Genomic DNA, 22791 nt, shown 5'->3' on the forward strand with positions numbered 1-22791 from the left:
AATACTATTCATTAAAAAAGCTTATAATATCTTTAACTCCTAATAGTGCTATTTCATCTTCAATGGCAGGTTTATTATCTGTATTATGGCTAAAAACTACTGGTAAAATATCAAATGTATTCATATGACGAAGCAAACAGCAAGCCGTATCATAGGCTTTATTAACATTACCATCACCACCACCTACAACTATTACTGCACCTTTTTTTACTTTAGCAATTGACTTTTCTTTTCTAAATTTTTTTGCACAAAAATAAGTTTGTAAACGACTACCCACATTTAATAAAGTTCCTGTTAGTTCCGAAAAATAAATTGGTGATGCAATTAAAATATTGTCACATTCTTGTATATATGTATAAACTTCTTGCATTTCATCATTTATACAACATCCAGTATTGTCCCAACAGTATCTACAATCAATACATGGATTAATATCACAGTCATATGCATTTATGATTTTATACTCACCATTTAGATTTTCTATAACTTTATTTATTAAACTTACAGTGTCACCCTTTTTTCTTGGCGAACCATTAAATATTAAGGTTTTCATCATTTTATCTCTTCCCTTTTCTATAAATAATCTAATAATAAAATGACTCGCATTTTTGTTTAAAATTTTTTTTGTTATTAGAGTATTATTATTTTCATGTTGTATTTACTTCTAACTCAAATCTTTGCTGCAAGGCTCTTTATCTTCAGGAGCATATAATTTCTCAATTGAATGCTTCATCATATGAATTATCTGGGCCACTACTCCTGTCCCCTTGTCCCTATAGTTCTAAACAAATAGCCATAGATAAATCAACTAGATTAATCCTGAAATCTTCTCTCCTTACCCAATTCCTAGAATCCCATTCAATTCCACTTAAATCATCACCACCATGAAGTATTTGCCCCAAAACAACATTTCTAAATTTAGATACTGCGAAAAATGCAGCTGCTTCCATTTCAACAGTTACGCATCCTTCTGAAACACGCAATGCTATTTTCTCTTCTGTCTCACGATAAAATGAATCTGTAGTCCATGTTTTAGCTTTAATAAATGGTATCTGATTATTTTCTAGATAATCTGTAATGCATTTTAAGGCCTGTTCATTACATTCAACTTCCCTAGATGGCTCTAAATAATGATATGACAAACCTTCATCCCTAACTGCTGAATATGGAACGACCAAATGTCCTACTTGGATGTCTTTCTTCAATACACCTGCAGCTCCACATACAATGAATTTCTTAAATCCCATTGCTATTAATTCTTCAAGCTGTGCACCAGAACCAGCTGATCCTAAGTAACCTTGCACAATCCCTATAGTCCTTCCATCAAATTCGGTTTCATATATAGGCAATACCACTGTTGTAGTATAGAATTCTGCAATCTTTCTCAATCTTCCTTCATCTAACATTTTCTTAATAACATCACTAAAGAATGTAATTACACAATACTCAGGAACATCTTGTCTTTTTATAACTTCAGAAGGCTCAATTTTAGCCCTTGGACTAGAATCAAACTCCAATATAGGAAAATCTTTTTTTAACATAATTTTTTCTCCCCCTTTAATCCTATGACAATAAAACATTTAACTATTTTTAGTCTTAATCTACTTTCAGTTTTTCCAATAGTTCATTAAATCATCTAGAATAAATCTATTATCCTTACACAATTAGTATTATAAACAAAAGTAAATAATTACAATAATTTAATCAACTCTTCAGGATAGAATTTTTTAGTACCATTTATAAGCTCATCAATTTCAATCCATTTCATTTTGCAAGGCATTATATCTCCTTCCATTGTTGTTCCATCTATTAATTTTTCGTCATCTATATTATAAATTTCATATATCTGAACGATTTCATGGGCATTTATACCGTCTATTTCAAATATGTTGCTTATTATATATAATAGTCGGTAGTCTATTATATTTATATTAAGTTCTTCTTTCATCTCTCTTTTCAATGCATCTTCACTAGTTTCTAAAAACTCAATTCCTCCACCTGGCAAATAATAATATACTTCACCTTTATATTCCTCTTCAAGAACCAAGACTTTACTTTCTCTCCTTAGTAAACCTCGTACAGTGTTTCTTATTGAGCTTCTTAAATAATCTAAGGTTATTATTTCACTATCAAAAAATCTTTTTTGAAATTCAGTTAAAGCCTTGATCTGATACTTATCATAACTATTTAGTTCTTTTGCTACTACTAGCTTATCCTCCACATCATCATTCCTCTTTATGATGCCAATAACTCTTCCCTTAAAGCTATCTATGGGTCTAAACACACCAAGAACATACGCATCAATCTCCTCACTATCCCCTGCTTTAGTCCCTTCAATATATCCATAATTTATTGAATATATAAAATTATGTTTAGGATGTATAGTTCCCATTGGTCTATCAATCTTTACTATTATTTCTTTTCCCAAATATTCTATCATAGTCATTTACCTCAATTTTCATTAGCAATTTTGATTATTAATGAACTTAGGATACAGGAACAATATCAATATCAAATGGAAACTGTTCTGATTCTTTTTTCTTAAAGTTTACTTTATAACCTACTCCATCCTTATAGAAAAATCCTTCATTAAGTTCAATTCTTACATAACACATATCTTCATCATTCTCATTATTATGTGCGAAATACCAAGGCTCAAATACCTTTATCAATTTTTCTCTAATCTCTTTATTTTCCGTTAGCAGTGGATGTCCAGTATTGTATCCATTTCCACTAAATCTGTAGAATTCATTACATAGTGCAACTAGGCTATTATTCTTTAATTCCCGAACCTTTTGCGTTTTTGAATATGTGACTACATAAAATGAGCCATCTTCATAGAAAGTATCCACAACTCGAACTGATGGCACATTATCTTTTACTGTCGCCATTGAAAACTGATAATCCTTTGCAAATAATTCATTCATGACCTCCATAGCTTTTTCACAAGCATTCATTTTGAAATCCTCCTTTTAATTAATCAGCAAACTCAATATTCAAAACAGAAAATTCTTATAATATGCTATTCTACATAAATTCTCAAATACCTTCTTTTACTGCTAATATTTTCGCTTAAATAAAAATAAGGTAGACAATCTGAAGTGAAGAATCCTTAGCTATCTACCTTGTTTTATTTTATTTTTAATTTTATTTCCCTAGCATTATTTATTCTATAGTTAGTTTTCTAGCATCCTGTGCTTGTACAACTTTAAATCCTATATTTTTATATAGCCTTAATGCATTTTCATTACTTGCTAATGCATTTAAATTCACGCTTGCTGCATTTTGCTCTAAACCTCTATTTATTGTAAATTCTAATATCTTCTTACCATAACCTTTTCCTTGGTATTTAATATTAACAAATAGCAAATCTATCTCAGCATTTTTAATCATTGATGCTCCGACCATCTCGTTGTTTTCAAAGAATAGATAGATATATTCTTTTTGTTCAAGGGTTTCCTTCCTATTATGTTCAATTGCATCTTTACTTGCACTTAAATACCAATTATATGGCTTAATGTCATTTTCTCTTCTTAATACTGAAAAGGCTTCACTTTCAAGCCTTATTTTATCCTCATAATACTTATCTTCATATTTTACTGCACATATATTAGGTTCATTAAATTTATTTCCCTTATATGAAAATCGATATACAGAATACCAATATTCAAATCCAATTTCATTAAATAACTGTTGCCAATTTAGATTATCTTTTACATGAAAAACTTCAACAAATTTTATAGATTTCTCTATAAAAAGCTTTTTAGCTTCTTCCCAAAGTTTTAAACCCACGCGTCTTATTAACTCATTAGTTAAAACTCCCATTTCAACATAACAATAGTCACCACTTATTGCTAAACGAATAAATCCTTTAATTCCATTATCATCATATACCAAAATCTTATTCGCAGACTTTAAAGCTTCAATTTCTGCTGGCATTGCCTTATATTCTAATGTATATATTCTAATTATCTCATTAATCTCAGATTGTTTATAATCTCTAATCATACTTATTCTCCTTTTCTTTTAATTAACCTAACCTCCTAACTTTGTTTTAAATAATAAATTAGCAATATGGATATATCCATACTGCCAACTAACTCTTTTCATTCATAATTAAATGTCAGCTTTAGCCTTTTTGCGTACATGTAACAATTCATGATTATCCTTTAATAAATCCTCAAACAAGGACATCACCAAAGGATTTTTTTCTGAACTCTTAATATGTGATGTTCTATCAAGTTTATAAAGCCCTTTGGCTCTTTCCTTTCTCATAACTGTATTCATAGGAACTGGCTGCCCTCCACCTGCTATACAGCCACCTGGACAGGCCATTACTTCAACAAAATCATAATGTCTTTCTCCTGCATTTATTTGTTTTATTAATTTATCTGCTGTTTTCAGGCCATGAACTATTGCAATTTTTACTTCTTTTCCATCTACATTAAAACTTGCTTCCTTTAAATTCTCCATTCCTCTAACATCGCTAAATAACAAATCCTTTGCAAAGTGATTAGGTTTATCTTTCAATAGTCTAGTAACTACTGCTTCAGTTACTCCACCAGTAGCACCAAATATTATACCAGACCCACTGGCTAAACCAAAAGGCATATCAAAGGATTCTTCCTCTAGTTGTTCAAATATAATTCCCGCTTCTTTAATAAGAAGTGCCAATTCTTGAGTAGTGATTACTACGTCTACATCTTTAACACCGTTATATTCAAACTCTTCCCTCGCTGCCTCTGCTTTTTTTGCAGTACAAGGCATTACTGAAATTAGTATAGTTTCTTTATCTTCTTTTTTATCTAGTTCCTTATAATATTCCTTTATAACTGCTCCAAACATTTGCTGTGGGGATTTACAAGTGGAAATATTATCTACCATATCTGGAAATTTATTTTCTGCAAACTTAACCCATCCTGGACAGCAGGAAGTAAATAGTGGTAAGTTTTCTCCTTTAGTTAGTCTTTCCACAAATTCTTTACTTTCTTCAATTACTGTCATATCTGCAGCAAATGCTGTATCGTAGACTTGGTGGATTCCAAGGGTTTTAAGAGCTGCAACTATTTTTCCTATGGTAATCTCTCCAGGCTCCAATCCAAATTCTTCCCCTAATGCTACTCTTACTGCTGGTGCTACTTGAGCTATTACTCTGTTTCTCTTATTATGAATCGCTTCCCATACTTTATGATTTTCCTTCTTAATTATGATGGCTCCTGTAGGACAAACTGCTCTACATTGTCCACAATTTATACAGTTTACTTCAGCAATATCCCTATCAAAAGCAGCAGATACTGTCATACTTGAACCTCTATGAGCAAAGCTTAGAGCACCTACTCCTTGAACCTCTTCACATACTCTTACACAGTCTCCACATAATATACATTTATTTGGATTTCTTACTATACTTAAACTAGACTTATCTATTGGCAGACTTTTTTCTATTTCATCAAATCTAATATCCTTTATACCAAATCTAACAGCTAATTCTTGAAGTTGACATTTACCAGTTCTATCACAGGCAGTACAATCTCTATCATGGTTTGCCAGTATCATTTCAAGTATATTTTTTCTATATTTTTGTACCTTTGGAGTATTTGTAAATACTTCCATACCATCCTTTGGTAATTGAGAACATGATGCAAAAGTATTTCCCCATTTATCTTCCACCATACACATTCTACAAGCACCATAAATACTCAATTCTGAATGGTAACAAAATGTAGGTAAACTTATACCAGCCTTTCTAACTACTTCTAATACATTTTTCTCTCCATCAAATTCTATTCTTCTACCATCTATAATCATTGTACCCTTCATGCCCTAAGCCTCCCTTATAGCTGCGAATGCACAGGATTCTATACAAGCACCGCATTTAATACATTTATTTTGATCAATTGCAAATGGTTCCTTTACTTTTCCATGAATTGCACCTACAGGACAAATTCTGCTACATTTACTACATCCTTTACAAAGCTCAGAGCTGATTTCTATTACCCTTAATCCTTGGCAAGTCTTTGTAGAACATCTCTTATTTTTTACATGGTCTAAATATTCATCTTTAAAATATTTTAAGGAACTGACTACAGGGTTTGCCGCAGTTTTACCTAATCCACAAAGAGCAGTATTGGTTATGGTATCTGCCAACTCCTCAAGTAAATCTAAATCTTCTACTGTTCCTTGTCCAGATACTATCTTTTCTAAAATATTTAACATAATCTTAGTTCCTTCTCTACAAGGAACACATTTTCCACAAGATTCATTTTGGGTAAAGTTCATAAAGAATCTAGCCACTTCTACCATACAAGTATCTTCATCCATTATAACCATTCCACCAGAGCCAATCATAGCACCAGCATCTGTTAAAGAGTCAAAATCAAGGGACATATCTAAATGTTCTTCAGTTAAACATCCGCCTGATGGTCCTCCTATTTGAACTGCCTTAAATTTTTTATTATCTTTAATTCCTCCACCTATATTGAATATAATCTCCCTAAGAGTTGTTCCCATAGGCACTTCTATTAATCCAGTATTATTCACATTTCCAGTCAGTGCAAATGCCTTCGTTCCTGGACTCCCCTTAGTTCCATAGGATTTGTACCATTCTGCGCCGTTCATAATTATATGTCTGACATTGGCAAAAGTCTCAACATTATTAAGGACAGTAGGTTTTCTCCAAAGTCCTTCTTCTACAGTTCTCTTTGCCTTTACTCTAGGCATTCCTCTTTCCCCTTCAATGGATGCAATAAGGGCACTACCTTCGCCACATACAAAGGCTCCAGCCCCTTGATTTACATGAAGTTCAAAGTTTAGACTTGTACCTAAAATATTTTTTCCTAGTAATCCAATTTTTCTTGCTTGTTCTATGGCTTTGTTAAGTCTAGATACTGCCAAAGGATATTCTGCTCTAACATAAATATATCCTTCTGATGCTCCAGTAGCATAGGCGGCAATAGCCATACCTTCAATAATATTGTGAGGATCTCCCTCCATTAAAGACCTATCCATAAATGCACCCGGGTCTCCTTCATCACCATTACATACTACATACTTCATATCACTATCATAGGATAAAACTTGCAGCCACTTCTTTCCAGCAGGATAGCCTCCGCCTCCTCTTCCTCGTAAGTTTGCATTGGATATTTCTTTACAAACTTCCTCTGGTGTCATAGTATCTAAAGCCTTAGCTAAGGCTTGGTATCCACCATAAGCAATATATTCTTTAATAGACTCTGCATCTATATGTCCACAATGTTCCAATACAACTCTAGTTTGTGATTTATAGAAAGGTATTTCTTCTTGTTGGTGATATACCTTATTATCTTTACTGTACATAAGTCTTTCAATTGGTTTTCCCTCTACTAAAGTAGTATTTACAATTTCCTCACAATCCTCTAAGCCAACCTTTAAATATAGAAATTTATCTGGTTCAATTCTAACTAATGGACCTGCCTCACAAAACCCATGACATCCAGATTTCTTTATTCCTACGCCCTCATTTTCTTCATATAATTCAACATCTGCCAATATACCCTTTTCTTCTATTAATCTTTTTATCTCAGCATAAATCTCTAATGATCCACCTGCTACACAGCCTGTCCCTCCACAAACTAAGACTTGCTTATATTGTTTATCTAAAGAATTCTTAAATGTCTTAGATACATCCATAAGTTCTTGAATACTAGCTATTGTCATCTATATTTCCTCCCTTAATTTATTTAAGAGTTCCACTGTAGATTCAGGAGTCATTTTGCCATAAACCTTTTCATTGATATTTAGTACTGGTGCTAAACCACAAGCTCCAAGACATGATACTGTTTCAACAGTGAACATCAGATCATCTGTAGTCTGTTTATCTTTACTAAGACCTAGCTCCTTGTGCAACGCATTAAGTATAGGTATAGACTTTCTAACATGACATGCCGTACCATCACAAATCTTAATAACATATTTTCCTTTTGGTTCTAATGAAAAGTTCTCATAAAATGTAGCAATACCATAAATTTTAGAGGGAGTAATATCCATCTTATTTGCTATGTACTCCAACACTTCTTCAGGCAAGTACCTATAATTCCCTTGAATTTCTTGTAAAATAGTAATTATTGAAGATTGGTTACTTCCATGTTTCATTACAACTTCATCAATGGTATCTTTCATCTCCAAAGTAAGCATAAATTAACCTCCTAATTATTTATATATATTTTGTTAATTATTTAACCTTATTTCTTGGAAATCCTCTATACAAAGTGTTCTTATTTACATTGGATATTTACTCCGATTATTAATTATAATCTTGATTAGAATGCTAGAATCCTTAAAAAGAATAGAATTATCAAACCTGCTTGTTTCAATATACTGAAGAATTTATTAAATCTTGATAATGTAATTTTACCAAAACTATTATTTTAGTCAATACATATTATTATGATTTTTTGGACTATTGCGACTCTTTTAATAAAATATTTTTTATATATAATTAATATTAAATATTTTCATACTAACATTGTCTATTTCTTAACACTACTCTTACTTTGCTTTTACTAAAGTTAAAGGGCAGAAGTTTTTATCAACCTTCTACCCTTTTTAAGTTAAATTTTATTTATTCTATAAATGGATTTTCAAAAACATTATCATATGGTGATTTCTTAGCAAATTCTTTTGCTTCTTTCTCAGCTTTTTCTATTGGCAACATTGCTCCTGGTCCTCCCACACAGCCTCCTGGACACGCCATTCCCTCCAATAAGTATCCATTGAATTTTCCTGCCTTTGCCATGGCTAACATCTTGCGACATTCTGATAATCCGTTGGCATTATGAGTTAAGACATTTACATCTGGGTGAGCTTTTTCTATACTTGCCTTCACTGATGCTGCAACTCCTGATGCAAAGGCAAAGTTTCTTCCTTTTGTTGATGCATCTGCAACGATTTCATCTTCTTCAATTTCAGCAACATCAATATTCGCTGCTACAAATATTGCTGCAAGTTCTTCATAGGTGAGTACAAAATCAACATATGGTCGAACCTCTTCCTCCATTGCTTCAATTTTTTTTGAGATACACGGCCCTATAAATACTATCTTGCCACTTGGACTCCTTCTCTTAATTTTCTTAGCTGTCTCTACCATAGGTGTATTAGATGAAGATATATATTGGTATAGATCAGGGAAAAACTTCTTAGCTGTCATAGTCCAAGACGGACAACAAGATGTCCCTAAAAATGGCTGTTTTTCTGGTACAAGTTGTGGAAACATTTCAGCCTCATGTTTAGCGGCAACATCTGCCCCCAATGCTACCTCTATAATTTCTGTAAACCCTAAATTCTTTGCTGCTTTTACTATTTTACCTGGTGTTGCAAAAGGTCCAAATTGGCCTACAAAAGAAGGTGCTATTATTGCATGAACCTCTTCTCCCCTTTTAATAGCGAGAACTAATTGAAATATATCTGTTTTATCTGTAATTGCCGCAAAAGGACAATTTACTATACACATACCACAGCTTACACATTTATCATAATTTATCTTTGCTCTGCCTAATTCATCTGACTCTATGGCATCTACTCCACATGCAACCTTACAAGGTCTTTCTAATTTCATAATAGCATGATATTGACAAGCCTTAGCACATTTTCCACAATCTATACACTTATCTTTATCTATTATAGCTCTATCCTTTCCCATGGAAATAGCATTCACAGGACATACTATTATACAAGGATGTGCAATACACTTTCTGCAATTATCAGTAACAAAATGTTTAGAGCTTTCGCAAGCAGTACAAGCAAATGGAATTACATTAACTAATGGCTCTTTAATTATACTATGGGTCACTACTGCTTCATCTACTACCTTAGATAGACGTCCATTATCAACATTTGTTTTTCTATCTAGACCTAGTCCAAGTCTAGTTCTAGCTGCAACAATAGCTCTTTCATGAAAAATACTTCCCCTATATAGAGGTACTTCACCACTAATTACCTTATATGGTATATCGTCTACTTCTAGTGGATCCCTTCCTTCCCAAGCTATCTTTGCAATTTCTGTAAATACTTGTCTTCTTATATATGTAATGGGAGTAAAGATGCCTCTCATCATTTTACCACCTCAAGAATTTCTGACATAACTATTTCTGCACTAGCATTTGTAATTATCTTTCCATTTAGTTCCACTACAGGTGCTTTATTATTCTCACAATACTTTAGACATTTTACTGCTTCAATTTCAATTTGATCAGGATATTCTAATTGTAATCTTTCAAGATTTTCTTCTAAATTTAAATTCCCCATCATTGTACAATGAGTCCCCATACAAATCTTTACCTTGACTTCCATTTTACCACTTCCTTCCTATGTATTTGCTATGACTTTAGCATATTCAAAAGATAAAATAATATTAAATAATTTATATATTCTCAACGTCATTTTGAAAATATAACTTATTTATTATTATGATTAGATAATACCATTGTTTAAATCCTTCATCAATAGTCTTGATAATTATATATTATTTTGTAACTTGTTTGTTACCTAAAGCCTATTATTCAAGTGTATAATATAACTATTGAAAGGAGAATATTGTATGTGGAAAAAGTCTATAAAATTCATCATATACATCCTATGTCTAACTATTCTTACAACTGCTTGTGCAAATGAAAAAAGTGTTTCTATAACCTTAACTTTAGAAGAATCCATTAAGGAAATTATTGTGTCTAAAGGTGCTAACTATGACTTCTTAGGTGATAGTGCTTATATTGAACATATGAATAAATTAGGCGAAACCCTTGTATATAATAACTCCCTTAGTTATGCTATCGGTAATCTAGATGAAGATAATATACCGGAACTTGCAATATTTCAAGAGAGAGATCCTAATAATGTAGAAGATAAAGGAAGTTTAGAAATCTATAAATTTACCGGAGAAAAGTATACATTAATAGATAAAACATCTATGAATTATGATAATAATAATTATCAGATTGTAATTGGCAAAATATCTGAAAATCAAAATGGTTTACTTCTTAATAATAGTGTAGGTGCCCATTCTGGGTTAACTTATGGGTTTATATTAGAAGATGGAAAGCTGAAGAATATATTTAATGATAAAAAAATATCTTTAATATCCATATACGCTAGTAATGAAATCAAAGATATAGACAACGATGGCATACTGGAATTCAGTATCTATACGGCCGATCCTGAAACTACAGATTCCTCCGCTGATGGTTCCGATAAAATGACACTTTGGTACAAATGGAATGGTAAAGACGGTGGTGATTTAGTCAAATTAGAAAGGAAAAATTATTCCAGTGAAGAATCTAACAAAGAAATATTTAATGAAGCTAAAGCTTTAATAGAAAATAATTTTTCTGAAAGCTTAAAATATATGGACGAACACAAAAGTCAGTTATCCAAATTCCACAATACTGAACTTTTAATGAAGTATATTGAACATCTAGAGGAAATGTCCTATGATGAAGGAATTGAAATAGAAAATTTATTTTTAAAGTATCAAAAAGGCGAAAACTTTGATTATCTATTTAAAAAATATGGTTTATCTATGGAAAAATTAAATAGCGTGGAATATTTGAGTCGTCAAAAAGTATTGAAAGATGTGGAAGAGTTAAAAGAACATCTAGTAGAACATCTTAATTTAGGATATAAATTAGATACTTCTGAAGGTATTTATTATTATTTAATTGATAATCAAAAGTTTGTAAATACATTTGGTGAAAATATAACTAACGAATATAATGATTATTTAAAAATACTAGCTTTAAATACTAATGAACCATTTTCAAATGATGGTGCCCTAATGATATCCATGGATAAATTAGTAGAAAGAATACTTTTAGTAGAAAGTTTTAAAATGGTATATCCTTATTCTACTCTATTGCCAAAGGTTAATGAAATATATGATTGGTATATTAGAAGTTATTTCTTTGGAGATAATCATGACCCCAATTTTGATATAAACACCTTTGTAATGAAAGAAAAATTTATAAAAGAATTTGAAAAATCAATAGAAAAATATGAATATACTAATTTTGCAGATATAATACAAGGTTTCTTAAAAGATTTAAAGGCAAATAATAATGTAGTTAATGATGAAGTTAGAAATAGTTTAAATAATAGATTAAGATAATTACAAATTATTCTCCTCATAATGATATGTATTAATTCATATTATTACTAGGGGGGATTTTTTTGTTACCAAAAAAAGAATTTATTCAAATTTCACTAGAGACAAACTTGTTTTTCCAAAGAATTATGAAGGAACATCTGCTTTTTATAGAGGCCAATCTTCCTTCTATTAATGCTTCCTATATTACTGAAGCCAATTTACTTAAATCTTCCTTTGAAGACATACTGGGAGAAACAATTATATTTGGGAACTGTGCCGTAAGAGAAAAAGTATTGAGCTCAAATGAATTAGTTACTGAATACACTCTCAAAGCAGAAGAAGTAACCTCTGCATTAACTGGATTAGAGATAAATATTAATATTACTGAAGCTGAATTGAATTTAAGATCGGACCCCAACTTTGATTATACTGAATGGTTAGAAGAAAAAGTCCAAGATATTAACTGTAGATCATTGAATCTTTTAGAAGAAGTAATAGAACTTAAAGAAAAACTTTTAGATCTATTCTCAAATTGCAAAATATTTATGACAATGTATCCCTATATGTTATACCACATTATTGAAGAGGCAAAGTTATATAAAGAATCATTATTATGTTTGATTAAGAAAATGTTACCTAAAAAGCCCATATGTGATGAACTTAAATTTTGGAATCATATAATGGAAGACCATGCAGAATTTATAGATGGAATGTTAGACCCAACTGAAAAGGATTTAAAACGTCAAGCTGAAGAGTTTGCTAAAAGATTTGAAAAGTTAGTGGAAGAATCTATTAAATGTCATAAAAAACTATTGGCTGAAAAAAGTCTAGCTGCTACTAAGGATATTAGAGATTTTAAAACATCTTCTGTAAAGGGATTATTGAACTGTAGTATAAAATCAATTATTCCACCACTATTGGCAGACCATGTTTTAAGAGAAGCCAATCATTACATTAGAATATTGAAAGAAATGAAAATCTGATGGCTATTCATCAGATTTTCTTAAATCTATTCTACTTTTCTATAGAGAGTTGCCATACTTATCCCTAAATGTTTAGCTACTTCTCGTTTCCCTTCCAAACTATTACCGTAGCGATTTAAATAGTTTTCTATAATGGTTTTCTCATAAATTCTAGTCATTTCAGCAAGGGTCTGTCCTTCTTGTTTATCTTGAGAGTTTATTTTATTCCTTATGTTTTCCACACCTACTATACTATTTTCTTCAAAAATAGTAGCATATTCTATAAGATTTTTTAGTTCTCTAATATTACCTGGATAGGAATATCCCAATAGATATTTTTCACATTCTGCTGAAAATCCAACTAAATCCTTTTCATATATCTTAGAAAAATGATTTAGAAAATATCTAGAAAGCATTATAATATCGTATCCTCTCTCTCGTAAAGGTGGTATATAAATTGGAACTACATTTAATCTATATAATAAATCATCTCTAAATTTTCCTTCCCTTACCATTCTAGGTAAATCTCTATGGGTAGCAGAAATAATTCTAGGATTGGCTTTAATAGGCTTATGTCCTCCTACTTTGATTATTTCCTTTTCTTCAAGGGCACGTAGGATTTTTACCTGCATAGGATATGGTAAATCTCCTATTTCATCTAAGAACAATGTACCTTCCTTAGCTATTTCAAACTTACCTATTTTTCCAGTAGTACTTGCACCAGTAAAGGACCCTTTTTCATATCCAAATAACTCAGATTCAATAAGATTTTCTGGAATTGCCCCACAGTTAATGGCCATAAAAACATCTCCACTACGCTGACTTGTCGTATGTATCGCCCTTGCAAATATTTCCTTACCAGTTCCTGTCTCCCCTATTAACAATACAGATACATCTCTCTCAGCTACTTGAATAGCTTGCCTCTTGGCATTTATCAGCAGCTCACTCTCTCCAATTATATTATCAAATGTGGTTATATGCTTGTTTAAATCTGATTTTAAAACTGATTCCTTCATTTTATTAAAATCAGAAAACACGAGAATGATTCCCTGATTACTTCCTTGGATTCTTATTAGATTTGAATTAATAATAAACTCAAATTCTCCAATCTTAACAGGTCCAACTTCTCCATAAAAATCTTTTTGAGCCAATTCTTCTAAATCTTTTTCTGGTATTATCTCCTGAATATTTAAAACACGATTTATATCTAAATCAAGTCTTTCATTTATATAATTATTTTTTGTCATTATCTTCATATCGTTATCTAATATGATTATGCCCTCATTTAATGAATTAATCAATGTAACTAATTCAGTAGAACGATACTCCAATAATTCTCCAAATCTCTTCTCACTTAAAATAGTAGAAATAATATTACTTAATTGATTTTCAAACTTTATATAACTATCTTTATTGTTTATAATATTATCTCTTGCCTTTTCATTGAAAGCACACATCCCAAGTACCCCTATGATTTTTCCATTAAAATGTATAGGAATACATAGCTCCGCCAATTCATTACAACTACCTCTATTAAAACAATTTAAACACAGAAGGTCGTTTTCAGTATCAGTAATAAGATATTGTTTTCCTGTTATTAAACTTTTGTGAAAAACTGAATTTACTGGAGCCTTATTTCTAAAAACTGTATTTATATTATTTGTGGCTACAATTCGATTTAAATCCTCATCTACTATTGTAATATCTATATTAGTTACAGAATATATAGCATCAATAATATGTTGCAATTCTTGTGCTATACTTTTTAAAAGATTCATTTTATCATCCTTTAACTTTAAACTTATTTGTAGAACTTTCCCATCGTTATAAACAAGTTTATCACATAAATATATTCTTATCAATCAATAGAACCAATTTTATTATCATTTTTGAGAACAATTATTCAAAATTGATAAATGTATATAAGGTTTGGATTATCAATGATAATACCATATCTTATTTAATATATTTATCAATTTTGAGAATAACTTATTTATCTCTCTATATAGAATATATGACTTTATTATTCTAACACCTGTATTCAACTCTAATCTACTATATCTAATTATTATTTATTTTTTGGCATAGTACTTGCATAATTAATATCTTGAAAGGAGAGGAATATTATGATAGATAATAATCTTTTGATTGAAATATTGAAGGATCAGGTAAAGCCTGCTCTTGGATGTACAGAGCCTGGAGCTGTAGCTTATGCTGTTGCTCGTGCTAAGGAAATACTTAATTCTAGTGTTGAAAATTTAATCATTCGCGTTAATAGTAATATATTAAAAAATGGATTAGGTGTAGGCATCCCCGGAACTAGTGAACGTGGAATTATTTTCGCTGCTGCCCTTGCGTTAATTGTTGGAAAATCTGAATATGGATTAGAAGTTCTTAAAGACGTTAAAAATGAAAGTATAAAACCAGCCTTAGATATTACAAATTCCAAAATCATTAGTTTAGATTTAAATAAAGAAGCTGAAGGACTTTATATTTCTGTGGAAGCCTTTGGACATAATGGTAAATCAAAGGTTGTTATTAAGAACTCTCATACAAATATAGTATTTGAAAGCAAAAACGATAAAATTTTACTGGACAAAGATAGTTTAGATAAAGATCAGACTATTTCTGTTAATAATCTAAACCATGAAATAAAATATGAAATCCAAAATTTTACCATAGATCAACTTATAGACTTTGCATCTAATGGAAATATTGAAGACCTATCCTTTATTCAAGATGGAATAGATATGAATCTATGCCTTGCAAAGGTGGGAATCTCTGAAAATCTAGGAATGGGGCTTGGTAAATACTTATATGATAATATAACAGATATATATACTAAGGCTAAGGCCTATACCTCTGGAGCTTCTGAAGCAAGAATGTCTGGCTACCCTCTTCCTGTAATGAGTAGTGCTGGTTCTGGAAATCATGGACTTGTAACAATTATACCTTTAAGTATAATTGGAAAAGAAAAGAACTTCTCAGATGAAAAAATAATCCGCTCCATTACCCTTAGCCATTTAGTAACCATTTATGTTAAATCCTATATAGGCTCCCTATCCCCTGTATGTGGATGTGGGGTGGCTGCTGGAGTTGGTTGTGCTGCCGGACTTACATTTTTAAATGATGGGAGTTATGAACAAATTAAAGGTTCTATTAATAATATGATTGCAGGTATAACTGGAATGATATGTGATGGAGCGAAACTAGGCTGTTCCTATAAACTTTCCATATCTGTTGATGCAGCTATTGATGCAGCTAATATGGCATTGAAGAATATATTCATTCCCTTAGATAATGGAATCTTAGGTGAAACAACAGAACAAACCATTAAAAACCTAGCCCATGTATCAAATACCGGTATGAATAACACTGATAATATTATATTAGATGTTATGTTGAACAAATGTTAGAAATTATAATTTGTGCTCTAAGCAATAAAATACCCACCATTTCTATAAATGGTGGGCAGTCTTTTCTTCCCATTTACTTCCCCTATATCGATGAATAAAAAATGCAGCTCTTACATACCAGTCACAGATCATAGCAATCCAAACCCCAAACATTCCAAAATCTAAATATTTGGCAAATAATATGCCAAGCCCAATCCTTGTAATCCACATAGAACTTACACTTATTATCATGGCATATCGTACATCATTTGCAGCTCTTAAGGTATTTGGAAGAGTAAAGCCCAATGGCCACACTAAGCAGGCATGTATCCCATAGAATATTATTATCTTTCTTGCCAATGCAGCAGTTTCCGGTGATAGATTATACATCTTCAGTATAAATGGCGATGCCAGTATTATAATTCCATTTACCAGAGCTAAAGCCATATAAGCATATTTATGAAGTACCTTTGTATAGTATCTAGCCTGATCATAATCTCCAGCTCCGACACACTGGCTGACTACAGTAACAAGACCTAATCCTATAGCAGCACCAGGAAGAAACTGAAAAGCGGTAACCGTATTTGCAACTGCATTTGCTGTAATAGCTGCAGTCCCAAACCCAGATACAATACTCAATAATAATATCTTGCCTAGCTGAAACATACTATTTTCTATTCCATTTGGTATTCCTATTTGGAGGATATTTTTAACCATTTTACCATCAAATTTATATTTAAATGCCTTACTTATATGGATAGCAAGACTTTCATCTCTAAGCAACAAAACTATAATTATAGCAGCTACTGCCCTAGATATCAGGGTTGGAATGGCAGCTCCCTCAACTCCCATGCCAAATCCATATATTAGTATTGCATTTCCCACAACGTTGATGGTATTCATTATCAGGGAGATTTTCATAGTAACTTTAGAATTTCCCATAGCTCTGAATAAGGCTGCCCCACTGTTATATACTGCTATGAACGGAATACTTGCGAATACTATGTTCATATAGGTATTGGCATATTTTGCAACAACAGGCTCAATGGAGCCGAATACCACATTTAATATAAAACTTCTGCCAATATACATCACTACCATTATGACCAGTGAAATAAGTGTTGCAAATACTATAAGCTGTTCTCCTGCTTTTGAAGCCTTTTCTTTCTGATTTCTTCCTATGTACTGTCCTGCAACCACGGCTCCGCCTGTTGCCAATGCTGCAAATAAATTTATAAGCAGAATATTTACTGAATCCACCAAAGATACGGCTGATACTCCACTTTCCCCAACACTAGCAACCATTACTGTGTCTGCCATGCCCACAGCAACGGCCAGTAACTGCTCAAATATGAGAGGCATAATGAGATAAATAAGATTTTTTCTGGAAAAAATATAATTTTCTTTTATATCATTTTTCAATATTTCAGATCCCTTCAAAATAAAAAACCCATCTAAGCATTAAAAGATAGATTTCCTTATTTTATTTATATAATTCGAGATAATTATATTAAAAAAAATTCAATAAGTCAAACCCCTGTATTACCGAAATATGCTCCCTTAGATAGAAGATATCTAATGTTTATGCATTATATTCATAAGAAATTCAAAATTTTTATTAAGATTTACAATGATTAATCTTTTATGATATTATGTTCACGAACTGATAAAGGAGTTCCATGCTAAGATGAGTAAATACTCCTGCTGGTTGTCCAGTAGCCTATTTATTTTATATATAATATATCTCCAGTATTATTATCAGTAAAACTTCCTTCTAATCGTTGACTAAGCATGGTTTCTCCTTGTTTTCCTGTACAATGACAAGCACCTATTAACTCAATATCCTTTTCCTTTAAATATTCTATTATTTTATTTATTTTTTCATCATTTTCTCTAACTAAGTGAAGCCCACCTATTACACCATATATATTCATATCTATTCTCTCTGTTATAGTATCTAATATATTTACAATCCCTGCATGAGAACATCCTACTATGACTACTAATCCCCTATTAGTTTTAATTCCTAAGGAAACTTCTTCTAGGAACATATCTTTTTTATATTCTTCGTCTTCTTTTAAATACATATTTTGATTTGTATTTTCAAATTCTTGGTTTCTGTTAAAGTTTGTAAAAATAATTAGATTTTCTGTAATATTTAATATATCTTCATTTATGTATTTTACCTGTATATTATTTTCACTTAAAAACTGTTCCTCAAAGGGATTTCCCACATATTCATATTCTCCACTTTCCATTAAATTATATTTCTTATTAAAGAATCCACTTCCTAAATATAAATTAATACTAGGATTTATTTCTTTTATAAGTCTTTCGAACCCACCACTATGATCATAATGTCCATGACTAATTATCACATAGTCTAAACCCTTCAAATCAATACCTAGATCCTTTGCATTGTCTATAAAGTCTCCACTTTGCCCTGTATCAAATAATATCTTCTTTCCATCCACCTCTATATATATTGATAATCCATATTCTGTATATAACTCTTCCCTATCCCCAGGTTTATTTTCAATTAATGTAGCCATTTTCATCCTATTCACCTCTTATATGATTATTACCCTTAGATATAAATTTAATCTTCAATTTAATTATACCCTTATAAACTATCTATCATAAAGACAAAAAGGAGCATTTCATAACTGATTAATCAGTTATGAAATGCCCTTTTTATATTAGTTCTATGATCTTGGATAATTTACTTCTGCTTGTGCTGCTGCTAATTTTGCTATTGGTATTCTAAAAGGTGAACAGCTTACATAGTGAAGTCCTATTTGGTGACAGAATTCAACTGAACTTGGTTCTCCACCGTGTTCCCCACATATTCCTAATTTTAAATTCGGATTAGTTTTTCTACCATATTCTATGGCAATCTTCATTAACTTTCCTACACCATCCCTATCAATTGCTTGGAATGGATCTTTTTCAAAGATTCCTTTCTCTACATATTCATTTAAGAATTTACCAGCATCGTCCCTTGAGAATCCAAAGCCCATTTGAGTAAGGTCATTTGTTCCAAAACTAAAGAATTCAGCCTCAGTAGCTATTTCATCAGCAGTTATGGCTGCCCTTGGAACTTCAAGCATTGTACCTATCATATATTTTACTGTATTGTTCCTTTCTTCAAATACAAGATTTATTTCCTTTAATACTTCATCCTTTACATATTTCAATTCATTTATATGTCCGATTAAAGGAATCATAATCTCTGGATAAATATCTTCATATCCCTTTTCCTTAATATCTATTGCCGCCTCTATTATTGCTCTTACTTGCATTCTATATATCTCAGGATATGTTACTGCCAATCTACAACCTCTATGACCTAACATTGGGTTAAACTCTGCTAATCCCTCTACCCTATCTTTTAAATCATCAAAACTTACATTCATAGCTTCAGCTAATTCTTTTATGTCTTCATCCTTTACAGGTAAAAATTCATGTAGTGGGGGATCTAAAAGTCTTACTGTAACAGGTTTTCCTTCCATAGCTTCATAAAGTTCATAGAAGTCTTGTCTTTGTACTGGCAGAAGTTCATCTAATGCGGATTTTCTTTCCTCTAAGGTAGTTGCAAGTATCATTTTTCTTACAGACATAACTCTCGTTTCCTCGAAAAACATATGCTCAGTTCTACAAAGCCCAATACCTTCTGCTCCAAATTCTAGGGCCTGTGCTGCATCCTTTGGATTATCTGCATTGGCTCTAACTCCCATTGCCCTTACTTCATCTACCCATCCCATAAATTCTCCAAAGCTTCCACCTAATGTTGGTTGTACCTTCTCTATATCTCCCTTATATACAGTTCCTGTACTACCATCTAAAGAAATAAAGTCTCCTTCATTAAAAGTTTGATCTTTGGCTCTCATTACCTTTGTTTCTTCATTAACTCTTATATCACTACATCCTGCAACACAACATTTACCCATGCCTCTTGCAACTACTGCAGCATGAGATGTCATACCTCCACGAGCTGTAAGAATACCCTCTGCTGCTACCATACCTTCTATATCCTCTGGAGAAGTTTCCTGTCTAACTAGTATTGCTCTTTCTCCCCTTGCCTTAGCTTCTACTACGTCCTCTGCATGGAAATAAATCTTACCTGATGCAGCTCCTGGAGATGCCGCTAACCCCTTAGCTATTATTATAGCTTCCTTTAGAATCGATTCTGCAAAAGTAGGATGTAATAACTGATTTAATTGATTTGGTTCAACTCTCATAATTGCTTCTTCTTTATTTATTAAACCTTCATGTACTAAATCAACAGCTACCCTAATTCCTGCTTGTGCAGTTCTCTTTCCGTTTCTAGTTTGAAGGATATAAAGTTTTCCGTTTTCTATTGTGAACTCAATATCTTGCATATCTTTATAATGCTTTTCTAATATATGAGTAATCTTTACAAACTCATCATATACCTCCGGCATAATATCTTTTAAATGAGATATTTCCTCTGGAGTCCTAATTCCTGCAACTACGTCCTCACCTTGAGCATTTATTAAGTATTCTCCAAATAAGTGATTTTCTCCAGTTGCCGGATTTCTCGTAAAGGCTACTCCTGTACCTGACGTATCTCCCATATTACCAAATACCATAGACTGAACATTAACAGCTGTTCCTAGATTATCTGATATATTGTGAAGTCTTCTATATACCTTAGCCCTTGGATTATTCCATGAATCAAATACAGCTTTAATAGAAAGTTCTAGCTGTTTAATAGGATCCTGAGAGAATTCTTCATTTAATTCATTTAAATAAACTTCCTTATATTTTTCAACTAAAACTTTTAAGTCTTCAGCATTTAAATCTGTATCCTCTATGATTCCCTTATTTTCTTTCATCTCTTCAAGTAAAGATTCAAATCTTACCTTTGGAATACCCATAGCTACATCTGAAAACATTTGAATAAATCTTCTATAACTATCATAGGCAAATCTTTCATTACCTGTTGAGTTTGCAAGGCCCTTTACTGATATATCATTTAGTCCTAGATTAAGTATAGTATCCATCATTCCTGGCATGGAAAAAACAGATCCAGATCTTACAGATACTAGTAATGGATTATTCTCATCAGAAAAACTTTTGCCAATTCTTTTTTCTAGTCCCATTAACTGATGATGTATTTCATCTAATAATTCATTCCACAATAGTTTATTCTCATCATAGTAACGAATACATGCAGCTGTAGTAATAGTAAATCCTGAAGGTACAGGAAGACCAATATTAGTCATCTCAGCTAAATTAGCACCTTTACCTCCAAGTAAACTTTTCATTTCTTTTTTACCCTCACCAAAGCTATAAACATACTTATTTTCCATTTCTTAATCTCCTTTCAATTTTTATTCACTAAAGCTTATACCATTTTTTCTAAGTAATGATAGTACTATTTCTGATGTTTCTTCTATTGCCCTATTTGATACATCTATAATTGGACATCCAATTTTTTTCATGATTTTATCAGCATATTCTAATTCATCTAATATCCTACCTAAGCTTGCATAGCTAGAGCCACTAGATAGGCCTAAGGATTTCAACCGCTCTTCTCTTATTTCATTTAATTTTTCAGGAGAATTTGTAAGCCCTATGACTTTTTTTGCAGATATATTAAATAATTCTTTAGGTGGATTTACTTCTATTACTAAAGGAATATTTGCCACCTTTAAATTTCTATTGGCTAAGTACATACTAAGAGGTGTTTTTGATGTTCTAGATACTCCTACTAATACTATATCTGCCTCTACTACTCCCCTAGGATCTTTTCCATCATCATACTTTACAGCAAACTCAATGGCTGCTACCCTCTTGAAATACGTCTCATCTAATCTTCTTATAACTCCAGGTTCCCTTGTAGGTTCAATATTTAATGTTTGGCTAATGACATTTATTAGGGGGCTAATTAAATCTACAGTTAATAGACCTGTGTTCCTCGAATATTCCTTTATGAATTCAATTAATCTTTCATCAACTAAAGTATAAATTAAAATTGAATTTTTTATGAGAGAGGCCTCTTGAAGAACTCCCCTTAATACATCTAAGTCTTGGACATAGGAGAATCTTTTGATTTCGTAATTATCTGTTTTAAACTGAGACATGGCAGCCCTAGTTACTAGTGCACCAGTTTCCCCTAATGAGTCTGACACAATAAACATTTTAAGTCCTTCCAATTTTTCCTCTCCCTTCAATAATGTCATACTATATGTTTTATAGTATGACGCATTGCCTAACATGTCAATAAAAATTTAAAAATATTTTTCATTTATTTATTGTTATATCTATAAAATAAACCTTATGCTAACTATTC

18 protein-coding genes are annotated in these 22791 nt (G+C 31.6%); 3 read left to right on the plus strand and 15 right to left on the minus strand.

What is annotated here, in order from left to right; translation table 11 throughout:
- Positions 1-4: 4 nt before the first annotated feature.
- The 10 genes from RBU61_RS13695 to RBU61_RS13740 all read right to left on the minus strand — a co-directional run bounded on the left by RBU61_RS13695 (position 5) and on the right by RBU61_RS13740 (position 10326).
- Positions 5-556: a flavodoxin family protein gene (locus RBU61_RS13695; protein WP_308876027.1), complete on the minus strand. Its 552-nt coding sequence runs from the start codon at positions 554-556 to the stop codon at positions 5-7.
- Between the two features lie 217 nt (positions 557-773).
- Positions 774-1541, minus strand: coding sequence for a nucleoside phosphorylase (locus tag RBU61_RS13700; protein WP_308876028.1), 768 nt, complete (start codon positions 1539-1541; stop codon positions 774-776).
- A gap of 149 nt (positions 1542-1690) precedes the next feature.
- Positions 1691-2440: an NUDIX domain-containing protein gene (locus RBU61_RS13705; RefSeq protein WP_308876029.1), complete on the minus strand. Its 750-nt coding sequence runs from the start codon at positions 2438-2440 to the stop codon at positions 1691-1693.
- 46 nt (positions 2441-2486) lie between these two features.
- Positions 2487-2957 carry a pyridoxamine 5'-phosphate oxidase family protein gene (locus RBU61_RS13710; RefSeq protein ID WP_308876030.1) on the minus strand — a complete coding sequence of 157 codons (471 nt, stop codon included), beginning with the start codon at positions 2955-2957 and terminating at the stop codon, positions 2487-2489.
- A 208-nt stretch (positions 2958-3165) separates the two neighbouring features.
- Positions 3166-4008 carry a GNAT family N-acetyltransferase gene (locus RBU61_RS13715; protein WP_308876031.1) on the minus strand — a complete coding sequence of 281 codons (843 nt, stop codon included), beginning with the start codon at positions 4006-4008 and terminating at the stop codon, positions 3166-3168.
- A 108-nt stretch (positions 4009-4116) separates the two neighbouring features.
- Entirely contained in the window at positions 4117-5820 is a 1704-nt protein-coding gene (locus tag RBU61_RS13720; RefSeq protein ID WP_308876032.1) for a [FeFe] hydrogenase, group A, read from the minus strand.
- 3 nt (positions 5821-5823) lie between these two features.
- Complete coding sequence (locus RBU61_RS13725) at positions 5824-7695, minus strand: NADH-quinone oxidoreductase subunit NuoF (RefSeq protein ID WP_308876033.1); 1872 nt, start codon at positions 7693-7695, stop codon at positions 5824-5826.
- Positions 7696-8172, minus strand: a complete 477-nt coding sequence (locus tag RBU61_RS13730) for an NAD(P)H-dependent oxidoreductase subunit E (RefSeq protein ID WP_216585568.1) — start codon at positions 8170-8172, stop codon at positions 7696-7698. It lies immediately after the preceding gene.
- A 427-nt stretch (positions 8173-8599) separates the two neighbouring features.
- Positions 8600-10087 carry a 4Fe-4S dicluster domain-containing protein gene (locus RBU61_RS13735; RefSeq protein WP_308876034.1) on the minus strand — a complete coding sequence of 496 codons (1488 nt, stop codon included), beginning with the start codon at positions 10085-10087 and terminating at the stop codon, positions 8600-8602.
- Entirely contained in the window at positions 10087-10326 is a 240-nt protein-coding gene (locus tag RBU61_RS13740) for an NAD(P)H-dependent oxidoreductase subunit E (RefSeq protein WP_308876035.1), read from the minus strand. The genes RBU61_RS13735 and RBU61_RS13740 overlap by 1 nt, the downstream gene beginning before the upstream one ends.
- 247 nt (positions 10327-10573) lie before the next feature.
- On the opposite strand from RBU61_RS13740, the gene RBU61_RS13745 reads away from it, so the two are divergent.
- On the plus strand, positions 10574-12136 hold the full coding sequence (locus tag RBU61_RS13745) for a hypothetical protein (RefSeq protein WP_308876036.1): 1563 nt from the start codon (positions 10574-10576) through the stop codon (positions 12134-12136).
- 62 nt (positions 12137-12198) lie between these two features.
- Positions 12199-13098, plus strand: coding sequence for a DUF2935 domain-containing protein (locus RBU61_RS13750; protein WP_308876037.1), 900 nt, complete (start codon positions 12199-12201; stop codon positions 13096-13098).
- Between the two features lie 26 nt (positions 13099-13124).
- Here RBU61_RS13750 and RBU61_RS13755 read toward each other — a convergent pair whose 3' ends face one another.
- Positions 13125-14855: a sigma 54-interacting transcriptional regulator gene (locus tag RBU61_RS13755; protein WP_308876038.1), complete on the minus strand. Its 1731-nt coding sequence runs from the start codon at positions 14853-14855 to the stop codon at positions 13125-13127.
- Positions 14856-15203: 348 nt separating this feature from the next.
- Between RBU61_RS13755 and RBU61_RS13760 the strand changes: the two genes are divergently transcribed.
- Positions 15204-16493, plus strand: coding sequence for an L-serine ammonia-lyase, iron-sulfur-dependent, subunit alpha (locus RBU61_RS13760; RefSeq protein WP_308876039.1), 1290 nt, complete (start codon positions 15204-15206; stop codon positions 16491-16493).
- A gap of 42 nt (positions 16494-16535) precedes the next feature.
- On the opposite strand, the gene RBU61_RS13765 is transcribed toward RBU61_RS13760, so the two are convergent.
- From RBU61_RS13765 to RBU61_RS13780, 4 genes are all read right to left on the minus strand, one after another.
- Positions 16536-17912: an MATE family efflux transporter gene (locus RBU61_RS13765; RefSeq protein ID WP_308876040.1), complete on the minus strand. Its 1377-nt coding sequence runs from the start codon at positions 17910-17912 to the stop codon at positions 16536-16538.
- 284 nt (positions 17913-18196) lie between these two features.
- Positions 18197-19030, minus strand: coding sequence for an MBL fold metallo-hydrolase (locus RBU61_RS13770; RefSeq protein ID WP_308876041.1), 834 nt, complete (start codon positions 19028-19030; stop codon positions 18197-18199).
- Between the two features lie 147 nt (positions 19031-19177).
- A complete protein-coding gene (gene ppdK / locus RBU61_RS13775) occupies positions 19178-21808 on the minus strand; it encodes a pyruvate, phosphate dikinase (RefSeq protein WP_308876042.1) in 2631 nt (876 codons plus the stop codon).
- Positions 21809-21829: 21 nt separating this feature from the next.
- Positions 21830-22654 (minus strand): pyruvate, water dikinase regulatory protein, encoded by an 825-nt coding sequence (locus RBU61_RS13780; RefSeq protein ID WP_308876043.1) that lies wholly within the window; start codon positions 22652-22654, stop codon positions 21830-21832.
- Positions 22655-22791: the final 137 nt, after the last annotated feature.

The sequence above is a fragment of the Tissierella sp. MB52-C2 genome, assembly GCF_030931715.1.
In the GTDB taxonomy this organism is placed as follows: domain Bacteria; phylum Bacillota; class Clostridia; order Tissierellales; family Tissierellaceae; genus Tissierella.